The 9,545-nt window shown below is 58.2% G+C and carries 12 protein-coding genes and 1 pseudogene; 6 read left to right on the top strand and 7 right to left on the bottom strand.

From position 1 onward, the window contains the following. The 3 genes from BO74_RS16680 to BO74_RS16670 form a co-directional block, all read left to right on the top strand. Nucleotides 1-305, top strand: a 305-nt coding sequence (locus tag BO74_RS16680) for a transposase domain-containing protein (RefSeq protein ID WP_496443795.1), incomplete at its 5' end; no start/stop codon positions are given. Further along, nucleotides 196-528, top strand: coding sequence for a DUF2085 domain-containing protein (locus BO74_RS16675; RefSeq protein ID WP_496443794.1), 333 nt, complete (start codon nt 196-198; stop codon nt 526-528). The genes BO74_RS16680 and BO74_RS16675, both read left to right, overlap by 110 nt. After that, nucleotides 525-770, top strand: a complete 246-nt coding sequence (locus BO74_RS16670; protein ID WP_496443792.1) for a hypothetical protein — start codon at nt 525-527, stop codon at nt 768-770. Before BO74_RS16675 ends, BO74_RS16670 begins: the two co-directional genes overlap by 4 nt. Before the next feature lie 122 nt (nt 771-892). On the opposite strand, the gene BO74_RS16665 is transcribed toward BO74_RS16670, so the two are convergent. The 3 genes from BO74_RS16665 to BO74_RS16655 are packed head-to-tail and all read right to left on the bottom strand — an operon-like array spanning nt 893 to nt 3,290. Then, nucleotides 893-2,254 (bottom strand): transposase, encoded by a 1,362-nt coding sequence (locus tag BO74_RS16665; protein ID WP_496443790.1) that lies wholly within the window; start codon nt 2,252-2,254, stop codon nt 893-895. Then, nucleotides 2,251-2,991 (bottom strand): hypothetical protein, encoded by a 741-nt coding sequence (locus BO74_RS16660; RefSeq protein ID WP_496443788.1) that lies wholly within the window; start codon nt 2,989-2,991, stop codon nt 2,251-2,253. Before BO74_RS16660 ends, BO74_RS16665 begins: the two co-directional genes overlap by 4 nt. Further along, on the bottom strand, nt 2,991-3,290 hold the full coding sequence (locus BO74_RS16655) for a hypothetical protein (RefSeq protein WP_496443787.1): 300 nt from the start codon (nt 3,288-3,290) through the stop codon (nt 2,991-2,993). Before BO74_RS16655 ends, BO74_RS16660 begins: the two co-directional genes overlap by 1 nt. A gap of 117 nt (nt 3,291-3,407) precedes the next feature. Here BO74_RS16655 and BO74_RS16650 point away from each other — a divergent pair, with 117 nt between their 5' ends. Beyond that, nucleotides 3,408-3,632 carry a DUF6471 domain-containing protein gene (locus tag BO74_RS16650; protein ID WP_496443785.1) on the top strand — a complete coding sequence of 75 codons (225 nt, stop codon included), beginning with the start codon at nt 3,408-3,410 and terminating at the stop codon, nt 3,630-3,632. 45 nt (nt 3,633-3,677) lie between these two features. On the opposite strand, the pseudogene BO74_RS16645 reads toward BO74_RS16650, so the two are convergent. Then, nucleotides 3,678-4,094: pseudogene (locus BO74_RS16645) on the bottom strand (LexA family protein); the annotation flags it as partial. A gap of 259 nt (nt 4,095-4,353) precedes the next feature. Between BO74_RS16645 and BO74_RS16640 the strand changes: the two are divergent. Continuing rightward, nucleotides 4,354-4,827: a hypothetical protein gene (locus BO74_RS16640; RefSeq protein WP_496443783.1), complete on the top strand. Its 474-nt coding sequence runs from the start codon at nt 4,354-4,356 to the stop codon at nt 4,825-4,827. A 61-nt stretch (nt 4,828-4,888) separates the two neighbouring features. Next, nucleotides 4,889-5,131: a hypothetical protein gene (locus BO74_RS16635; protein ID WP_496443781.1), complete on the top strand. Its 243-nt coding sequence runs from the start codon at nt 4,889-4,891 to the stop codon at nt 5,129-5,131. Between the two features lie 239 nt (nt 5,132-5,370). On the opposite strand, the gene BO74_RS16630 is transcribed toward BO74_RS16635, so the two are convergent. The 3 genes from BO74_RS16630 to BO74_RS16620 form a co-directional block, all read right to left on the bottom strand. Beyond that, a complete protein-coding gene (locus BO74_RS16630; RefSeq protein ID WP_496443779.1) occupies nt 5,371-6,825 on the bottom strand; it encodes a carbon starvation CstA family protein in 1,455 nt (484 codons plus the stop codon). Nucleotides 6,826-6,953: 128 nt separating this feature from the next. Further along, a complete protein-coding gene (btsR, locus tag BO74_RS16625; protein WP_496443777.1) occupies nt 6,954-7,670 on the bottom strand; it encodes a two-component system response regulator BtsR in 717 nt (238 codons plus the stop codon). After that, nucleotides 7,664-9,382, bottom strand: coding sequence for a LytS/YhcK type 5TM receptor domain-containing protein (locus BO74_RS16620; protein ID WP_496443775.1), 1,719 nt, complete (start codon nt 9,380-9,382; stop codon nt 7,664-7,666). The genes btsR and BO74_RS16620 overlap by 7 nt, the downstream gene beginning before the upstream one ends. Nucleotides 9,383-9,545 lie beyond the last annotated feature (163 nt).

Here is a 9,545-nt window from a genome sequence, read left to right as displayed (position 1 = left end):
TGACCGATCCTGACGTGCCGATCGACACCAACCATTTGGAACGGGCGCTACGCGCGATTCCTCTCGGGAAAAAGAACTGGATGTTCTGCTGGACCGAGCTCGGTGCCAAGCACGTCGGCATCATGCAAAGTCTGCTTGTCACTTGCCGACTGCACGGGGTCGATCCGTACGAGTATCTTGTCGATGTGCTGCAACGTGTCGGGCAGCATCCGGCCTGCCAGGTTCAGGAACTTACGCCGAGGCTCTGGAAGACGCTCTTCGCCGACAATCCGCTTCGTTCGCCTTTGCAGAGCCCACGGGAATAGGCAAGTACGTCGCTCAGTTAGCGGTTACCCTGCTTGGGCGCTTTTCTATCGGGCGGGGCCTACGTTGTTAGTTGTCGCGCTACTGGCCAATTGTGTGGATGGCGCAACGCAGATGGCGGGGTGGCGAGAATCGAGAAATTGGCTTCGATTTGCCCTCGGTGCCCTATTAAGCATCGGGCTGTCATCCACCCTCTTTAGATATCTGATACCCCTTCTAAAATGACTGACACGAAAAAATTTAAATACCTAACCAAAGAGTTTCCGAACAATGCCTATGGCCAAAAAAAGAAGCTGCAGACAATTGAAAAGCTCGAGGCCGATGGGTGGGATATCGTTGAGGAAACTATTCAGCCAGGGCAATTCGATGGTGGCAGTGCTTGCTGCCTCTTTTTGATATGCATGCCTTTAGCATTTTTTGCCTACAAGAACGGTCGTATCGTAATTTCCTTCCGTAAAGCTCGTTGAACGCCAACAAAGTTCTGAATGGGCATCAGCCGTGCTAAAAACAAGGCCAGCCCGTAGAAAGTTCAACGGCGACAGCTCTGAGTGAATCAATAGAGGCTCCAATCGTGGCCGACGAGTTCAAGTTACCGCGGAGGCCTCACGGCCATCGGCAGGCGTGAATTGCGGCCTTTCGCGGGGCCACTCGTAGGCGCCGGCTGTGGCATTGGGTGCATCAACTCCACCGTCCGGTGGCGACCTCGCGTGTAGCCTTTCCAGAACAGCGACTCTCCGACGCTCATGGCTACATTGAGCGCCAAGCGGAGCTGCCTGCCATTTGGTAATCGTCGGGTGTCCGACCGAAAGGCGGTTTCAACGGCGTAATCGAGCAGGTACTTCGGCTCAATGTTCAAGTAGATACCTTTCTCCGCTCGGTCGTAACGCCAGTTGTATTCCTCGGCCTGGTTGTTGTTCTCACCGTTTGGCCCAGAGAACTCCTTGGCATGCTCCACCGTTCGATGCCCCTGAAAGCGCTTTCCCATCTCCTGGTATGCGGGCGACGTATCCGTGTTGAGCCAGCTCTCCGGCATTGCGACAAAATCCTTCAGGATGGACTCCGCGATGGGCGAGGTCTCGGTTAGGCCGACGGCCACCCGAGTCGCAAAAGCACCCTTGCCGGGTTTTCCTGAGCGCTTACGTATGGCAAAGAGAATCCGTCTGTCCTTGGGCAAACGCCTTCCGAATTCGGGGTCAAGGGAGCCACCGTCATGCCGCTTCTTCTTTCTCGCCCGCATTTGCCCTGTCTGCGTCAGCATAATCTCCGCCAGCACCTTCGGGTCGGCGTCCGCCTCTATTGGGCGTGAGCCCTGCGGCCTTCCGCGCTTTTCCAGCGAACGCCGCCCGGCCTGGTGCGCGCCGTCCATTTCAATATCGCCCGACAGCAATCCGATGTTATATCCGCGAACCAAGCCTTCGCGCATCTTTTGCTGCCAGACGAAGACCGTGTTGTAAGTTGTATTCATGTGTCGCTTCAACTCAAGCGCTGGTTGGCCGGCTGCCGAGTTAATCCACATCAGTATGCCCGTCAGAATGTCCTTGAGTGACCGTTTTCTGTTGGCAAACACCGTTCCGGACGTAACGCTGAAGGTCTTATCGCAGCCGGCGCACTTCCAGCGACGGTCATGTGCCCGCCAGTAGTGCCGATGAACGGTACCGCAATGGGGGCAGGAAACCGTTTCCAGGGAGCCAAAGCGCACTTCAGCCAGGAATTCATGGCATTGTGCTTCCGACCAGCCTTGTATTTCAGGCACAGAAAGGTCGACGGCCGCCCGCGACATGTGCCACTTCGCTGCCTCAGACTGATTCTGCCTTCCCCAACGTCGCCGGTCTGGCTTCTTTTTAGTTACGGCTCCGCCGCCCAATGCAGTTCCAACGAGCGAGGAATCCTTGGTAACGGGGGACGCGTGCTCGTCCCTTCCTCCGCCGGAAACCGATTTTTCAGCGGTCATATTGCCTCCTGCAGGAATTTAACATAGAGGGTTTCTGGAGCTATGCCGAGAGGGGCTCCCGGATGTGGCGCTGGCGGCTCAGAGAAAGCTGAGAGCCAACGCAAAAAACCAGTTCGGGCCGGCTCGACCAGCGTATGCAGCGCAACTTGCTTGAGGCCCTCTGCCTCAATAATTTCTGGAATACAGAGCGCTGGCCGTGGCGGCAACACTAGCTCGCCGGTGAGACGGACAGCGCAGGCATGAGCAACAAGTTCGCCTGCACGCAAGAAGCTTGGCCGAAAAACGAATTCTTTAGTCACGACGCGCTTCATCGTGTGTTCGTCGAAATGACCGACATAAGTCCCCCGTTTTCGGCCAACTTGTGAGATTTCCGCACTGGCTAAAGCACTGCGAAAATGGCCGGTCGGAGAAAGATGCTCAATGACGACACTGATTTTTTCGGCGAAGGCCCACCCCTTATCAGGCGGCTCGACGGCGGGAAGCTCTTCCTTTCCACTGGTTTCGTCGGGCTGGAGCCCAAGCACAAGTGCTCGCGCCACCAGGTCCCATAGGCTCGCTGACCAGCGCGGATAGTTGGCTATCTCCCTCTGCGGAGACGCCCCCTGGTGCGACTGAAAGAGAACTGTTTTGTATTGAGCGACGGCCGCAAGCTTGTCGTAGCCGATATCGCACCAAGCCAGTTGGTTGAAGCGGGCCATAGAATTAATTGGACCGGCATGAATGCTGACACGTAACATCAGAGCGTCCTTATGTCCCAAGTTTGGGCATACAGCGCACCGCCGACCAACTCGTTGCCACGTAGCCGAATCCGGCCGCCATCCAGCCAAATCAGCTGCGCATCGGTAAGTTCGGGTAGAACCGGGCTATCGAGGCCATCCGTGGTGCTGACTATTTGGGCGCACAAAACCGTGCGATTAAACACGTGCAAACGATTCTCAAAGACCTTAAGCTCGCCACGTAACGCCGGTTGTTGCTGGCGCTCGGTGCGACTAAGCGGGCGGCCTTGACGGTTGATACAATTGACCTCGACTTTCATGGTGACTCTCTTTAAATAGACTTCGAGCGTCTAGCGACGGTATTCGCGGATTCTTGCGAGTATCCAAATTAATGCGGAAAGTTCTGCATATTTACGGAAAATATTGGCGATTTTCTGATGGTTGATGATTGGAATCGGGAAGCGAAGCGCCTGCTGAAACGGGAGTTAGCTCAGCGCGATATGAACTTCAAGGCATTGGCCCGTGCTTTGGATTCGGTAGGTATCGACGCCGACCCCAAGCTGCTCTCCGCAAAAATCAACCGCGGCACCTTCAGCCTCGCCTTTTTCCTGCAGTGCATGGCGGCGCTGGGCGTGGATACCCTTCGCCTCAAGAGAGATTGAAGGCGGACAGGCCTGCATTCTCCGGAATGACCCAATGACGACACCCACTATAGTCATACTTCCTTTTGGAAATATGGGCGGATAGGCAGGATTGGCAGCTTCGAGGTAGTAATTTCCCGTTTCTGCCAAACGAAGGGTCTTGATGGTTAATTCGCCGTCTACGTTGGCCACAACAATGTCGTTAGGCCGGGTGGCGGTGTTGCTTTCGACCACAACGGTGTCCCCGTTCAACAACCCGACATCTTTCATCGAATCCCCTCGTACCTTGCAAAGAACGGTGCGATTTGGGTCATTGACCAGGTAGTCGTCAATGTTGATAACCTCGACCCCTTCATCGTTCGCCGGCTCCGGCAATCCCGCGCGCACACTTGCCACCAACGGACGGGCGAAGAAACTTCGCGTTGGGGCAAGACGACCACCGACCCGCTCAACAAAGCCTGCTTCGACCAATCGGCTGACCATTCCAAATACGGCACTCTTGCTGCGCAACCCCACAATTTGGCAAATGCCCGCATAACTGGGAAGGCACTGGTTTGCCTTCCAGTAGCTGCGTAGTGCCTCGAGATACTTTTCGTCGCTCATACCTGCCTCCAGAACATTCGTTCGTTGACGAATACTGTACGGATGCACAGTATTCGTCAACGGCTACTGATAGCCTATGCCAGAGAAGCCGGTAGCTTCCTCTCTGTGGTCAGCTCAAAAGAAGACGGCATAACAAGGAATGATGTTGTTATACTGGAAGCAAATGAAGGCTGTAGCTTTCATTTTCCAAATTCAGTGGATATTTATGAGAGTAATTGTCGTATCGATGGTTCTTGCAATCGGCGCCCTCTCCCAATGCGCCATTGCCCAAGAACGCGCGAATCTGTCCTGCCTGACTCCAGAACAGCTGGAATCGCTGAAAAAGGAACTGCTTGAGTTACGAGAAAGTCATCGTGCGCAAAGCCTGGAAATAGGACGCGACCTAGCAGACGCCATTGGAAAGACCAGGGCTGCCTCGGATGCGTATGCAAACTGCACTTCTAACGTGTCGTTTGTCGGCTCGCTTCTTGGCGACGATTGCACGAGAGAGAAGAGCATCATGGATATGATGAGCAATCTTGTGGAATCGCAAGGCGCACGGTCGAAATTCAATAACGATAGGACACAGACAAAGCTCATGCTAATTAGAAACAAGTACCCAACGTGCAACTGACTCTATAAGGTAAATAACTTGTTGTCATTTTGTGGCTGGATTTGCCAAGGAGCTTATGTCTATGCCTATGGTCCCACTTCCTGTAGATAGCTCGACAGTAGCCGTTACCTCGGCAGTGTCGGCTGTAGTTACTTTTGGTTTTTGCGCTGCGATGGGGTTGAAGCCCGGCATCTCCCTTGCGATTGCAACCGGTGTCGGTATACTTCTTTACAGCCTCGGTGTCATTCCAATCGGGTTATTGGCCATCGTTGGCGTTGCTATGGCCACTGCAATTTTCAAGAAGCTGTTTGGCGGTGGAGGTTAGCAAAAGTACGGGCGGCATGCGTTACCGTGCACTACGAGACCATGGGCCTGGCGGCCCTTTTGATTGAAAATGCACCACTTTGATTTGATACGGCCGAAGCAAGAAATAGCGTATGACGCCCGAAATGCAGTTGTAAAGGATTGATTCTTAACCGAATTGGTCATCTGCGTAGTAAGGCCCGCACAAAGCGAAAAAGCCAGACCGCGGTCTGGCTTTTTCGCTGGTGCGACGGGCCTGTGTCAGGCTTTCTTGCTGACCAGCGCCTCTTCTTCGGCGATGGCTTCCTTGCTGGCACGGATGCGCAGGAAGAACACGACCGTGGCCACGACGGTGAAGGCGATGCCGATGATCGTTGCCGTGTCCATCGGCAGGCCGAAGCCGATCTTGGCGTTGGCGATGAAGGTCACGACGATCGCGGTCATCAGCACGGCCGGGATCGTGCATACCCAGTGGAACTTGTTGTGACGCACGAGATAGGCCGCGGCGGCCCACAGCATGACCATGGCGACCGTCTGGTTGGCCCAGCCGAAGTAGCGCCAGATCACGTCGAAATCGGTTTTAGAGATGAAATAGCCGATGACGAACAGGGGGACCGCAATCATCAGGCGCTTGGCGATGTCTCTTTGCGGCAGCTTGATGAATTCGGCGATGATCAGCCGCGCGGCGCGGAAGGCCGTGTCGCCGGAGGTGATCGGCAGCACGACGACGCCGAGCACGGCCAGGACGCCGCCGAGGCCGCCAAGCAGTGACGTCGAGACGTCATGAACGACCTTGGCCGGTCCGCCGGCGGCGAGGACAGCGTTCATCGCCGCCGGGGTCTCGTAGAAGCTCAGGCCCAGCGTGCACCAGATCAGTGCGATGATGCCTTCGCCGATCATCGCGCCGTAGAAGACGAAGCGTCCGTTCTTCTCGTTCTTGATGCAGCGGGCCATCAACGGCGATTGCGTCGAGTGGAAGCCGGAAATGGCGCCGCAGGCGATGGTGATGAAGATCAGCGGCCAGATCGGCAGTTCTTTCGGATGCAGGTTGCTGAACAGGCCTTCAGCACCGCTCGCCGCTGCGAAGAAGGGCTTGCCGCTGAAGATCAGGCCGATGATCAGCCCGAAGGACATGAACAGCAGGAGCCCGCCGAAGAACGGGTAGAGGCGGCCGATGATCTTGTCCACCGGCATGATGGTGGCCAGGATGTAGTAGGCGAAGATGATCGCGGTCCACAAGGCGACGTCCATGCCGCTCATCGAACCGAGCAGCTTGGCCGGGCCGAGGACGAAGACGATGCCGACGAGCAGGAGCAGCACGACGGCGAAGACGTTCATCAGCTGCTTCATCACGCTGCCGAGCTGCTTGCCGACGATGTTCGGTACCGACGCGCCATTCTGGCGCACGCTGAGCATGCCGGAGAAGTAGTCGTGCACCGCGCCGGCGAAGACGCAGCCGACGACGATCCAGAGCATGGCGACCGGGCCGTAGAGTGCGCCGAGGATCGGGCCGAAGACCGGGCCGAGGCCGGCGATGTTGAGCAGCTGGACGAGCCAGACCTTGGCGTTGGACATCGGCACGTAGTCGACGCCGTCTTGTGATGCGTAGGCCGGCGTTTTCAGGGCCTCCTTCGGGCCGAAGATGCGTTCGATGATGACGCCGTAGGTGAAATATCCCGCGAGCAGCAGCCCGACGCAGAGAAAGAACCAGAGCATGAACAATCCCTCCTTTATTTATGGAGTCGAGACTCTACGTTGCTATGTCGGCAAGCGGCGGCGGCTCTGGCGAGCGGTCATCGGTGGCGCCCGGCGGTCGCCAGTGGGGGGTGAGCGGTGGCTTCGCGTCAGGCGATGAACAACAGGTCCTTGATTTCGCGCAGATGCCGCCGGCTGACCGGGACGCGCAGACCGTTGCGCATCACGATTTCTCCGCCGCCGTTGTTATGCAGCTCGATCTCGGCGATGCGAGAAGGATTGACCAGGTACTGGCGATGGCAGCGCAGCAACGGCGTGCGTTCCTGCAACAGCTTGAGCGTCAGGTCGGTGTTGCCCTGGCGGTCCGCCGCCACGACGCGGGTTCCGCAAAGATCGGTATGGACGTAGTCGACCTCGTCGAGCGGGATCAGCAGGATGCGGTTGCGGGCGACGCAGGGGATTTGACGGAGGGCTGTGTCGGCGCCGGGGAGGGGCCTGGCCGCTTGCGGTGTGCCCGAACGCAGCCAGTCCAGCGTGCGTGCCAGACGCTGTGGGTCGATCGGCTTGAGCAGATAGTCGGCGGCGTGCTCCTCGAAAGCCTTGAGCGCGTGTTCGTCGTAGGCGGTGACGAAGACGATGCGCGGCATGGCGGCCGGGTCGATCATGCCAACCATTTCCAGCCCGCTGATCCGGGGCATCTGGATGTCGAGGAAGACGACGTCGGGGTGGAGGCGGTGAATCGCCGCCAGACCTTCGATGGCGTTGGCGCACTCGCCGAGGATGTCGATGTCCGGCGCTGATTCGAGCAGCGCCTTCAGTTCGTCGCGCGATGGCGCCTCGTCGTCGATGATCAGCGCGGTCAGCATGGAACCGCCTCCAGTTGTTCCTCGACCGGCAGGCGGATGTCCACGCGCGTCGAACTTTCGGGGTCGCAGGCGACCGCGATGCCGTACGCGTCACCGTAACGGATCTTGATCCGCCGGTCGACGAGGGCCATGCCCATGCCGTCGCTTTTCGGCTGCGGTTGGTAGAGGCCGGCACTGTCCTCGACGCTGATTGTCAGCAGGTCTTCGCGGCGTTCGGCGCGGATGGCGATGCGGCCGGGATCGATCATTTGCGAAATGCCATACTTCACCGCGTTCTCGACGATTGGTTGCAGGGTGAAGGCCGGAAGCTTCATGAGCAAGAGATCGTCAGGGATGGTGATGTCGACGTCGAGGCGCCCGGCAAAGCGCGCCAGTTCGATGCGCAGGTAGGCATCGACGTGCTCGATTTCGTCCTTGAGCGTGGCTTCGGTTCCCGAACGCTTGAGACTCTTGCGGAAGAAGGTCGACAGATCTTGGACGATCTGGCGGGCGGCCTCGGGTTCTCGCCGGATCACCGCCGCCAGTGTGTTCAGCGCGTTGAACAGGAAGTGCGGGTTGATCTGCGCCTGCAGCAGCTTGATTTCCGTCTGCGCCAGCAGCCGTTTCTGCTCCTCGATCTTGCCGGCCAGCACCTGGTTGGAAAGCAGGCGGGCGAGCCCTTCGCCGAGGGTGCGGTTGAGCGACGAGAAGAACTTGTTCTTCGGCTCGTAGAGCTTGATCGTGCCGAACACCTGGTTGTCCTCGCCGCGCAGGGGAATGACCAGCGACGAACCGAGCTTGCAGTCCTTGGAAACGACGCAGCGGTAGGTGACGTCGACGCCGTCGGCATAGACCACTTCGTTGCTGGCGATGGCTTTGAACGTGTGGGGCGACGAGATCGGCGTGCCGGGGAGATGGTGGTCCGAGCCGATGCCGACGAAGCCGAGCAGGTTTTCGCGGTCGGTGATGGCGACGGCGCCGACGCCGGTTTCCTCGCGGATGATGTGCGCCAGTTGCGTGCAGTTCTTCTCGTCGAAGCCCTGCATGAGCACGCCGACGGCGCGTTCGGCGATGCGCAGCGCCTTGGCCGAGAAGGCGATCGAGTATTTTTCCAGCGTCTCGCGACGGTCGAGGATCAGGCGCATGAACAGCGCGGCGCCGAAGGCGTTGGTGAGGATCATCGGCAGCGCGATGTGGGCGACGAGGCGGGTGGCCTGGTCGAAGGGCCGCGCCATTGCCAGGATCACCAGCATCTGGCCGATCTCGGCGAACAGCGTGGTGCCGAAGGCGATGATCGGGTGCAGCAGACGGTCGGCGCGGTGCCGGCGGAGCAGGTACAGATGCAGCAGGCCGCCGATCAGTCCCTCCAGCGTCGTCGACACGGCGCAGGCCGGGGCGGTGAAGCCGCCCATCGAGTAACGGTGGATGCCGCCGGTGAGACCGACGAGCAGTCCGACTTCCGGTCCCCCCAGCAAACCACCGAGCACGGCACCGATGGCGCGGGTGTTGGCGATCGCTCCTTCGATCTGGAAACCGAGGTAGGTTCCCATGATGCAGAAGCCGGAAAACACCAGGTAGCACACCAGCTTGTCCGGCAGGCGTACGGTAATCTGCATCAGCGGGGCGAACAGCGGTGTCTTGCTCAGGAGGTAGGCGACGACGAGATAGACGCACATCTGCTGCATCAGGCTGCCGATCAGCGCGATGTGGTTGATCTGCTGGAGTTCGAGCATGATGGTCGTCCGGGGATGGAGATGGCGATTCTACGATCTTGCGGGAAAAACGGAAGGATCGTAATTGTCTCTGCACTTTTACCCTCCTACGTGGAAACACGTAGTGCCTTGGTTTATTCTACCGCGGACAATTCGTTACCCTTTCCGGGTGATGACCAGATCC

It is taken from the genome of Propionivibrio pelophilus DSM 12018, assembly GCF_059569095.1.
The sequence above is the reverse complement of the archived record's forward strand: the minus strand, read 5'-3'. Positions and strand labels throughout refer to the sequence as shown.

What these genes read in the sequence shown, in the direction of transcription:
- BO74_RS16670 (WP_496443792.1), top strand. Translation starts at nt 525, where the DNA reads ATGACTGACACGAAAAAATTTAAATACCTAACCAAAGAGTTTCCGAAC.
- BO74_RS16665 (WP_496443790.1), bottom strand. Translation starts at nt 2,254, where the DNA reads ATGACCGCTGAAAAATCGGTTTCCGGCGGAGGAAGGGACGAGCACGCG.
- BO74_RS16660 (WP_496443788.1), bottom strand. Translation starts at nt 2,991, where the DNA reads ATGTTACGTGTCAGCATTCATGCCGGTCCAATTAATTCTATGGCCCGC.
- BO74_RS16655 (WP_496443787.1), bottom strand. Translation starts at nt 3,290, where the DNA reads ATGAAAGTCGAGGTCAATTGTATCAACCGTCAAGGCCGCCCGCTTAGT.
- BO74_RS16650 (WP_496443785.1), top strand. Translation starts at nt 3,408, where the DNA reads ATGGTTGATGATTGGAATCGGGAAGCGAAGCGCCTGCTGAAACGGGAG.
- BO74_RS16640 (WP_496443783.1), top strand. Translation starts at nt 4,354, where the DNA reads ATGATGTTGTTATACTGGAAGCAAATGAAGGCTGTAGCTTTCATTTTC.
- BO74_RS16635 (WP_496443781.1), top strand. Translation starts at nt 4,889, where the DNA reads ATGCCTATGGTCCCACTTCCTGTAGATAGCTCGACAGTAGCCGTTACC.
- BO74_RS16630 (WP_496443779.1), bottom strand. Translation starts at nt 6,825, where the DNA reads ATGCTCTGGTTCTTTCTCTGCGTCGGGCTGCTGCTCGCGGGATATTTC.
- btsR (WP_496443777.1), bottom strand. Translation starts at nt 7,670, where the DNA reads ATGCTGACCGCGCTGATCATCGACGACGAGGCGCCATCGCGCGACGAA.
- BO74_RS16620 (WP_496443775.1), bottom strand. Translation starts at nt 9,382, where the DNA reads ATGCTCGAACTCCAGCAGATCAACCACATCGCGCTGATCGGCAGCCTG.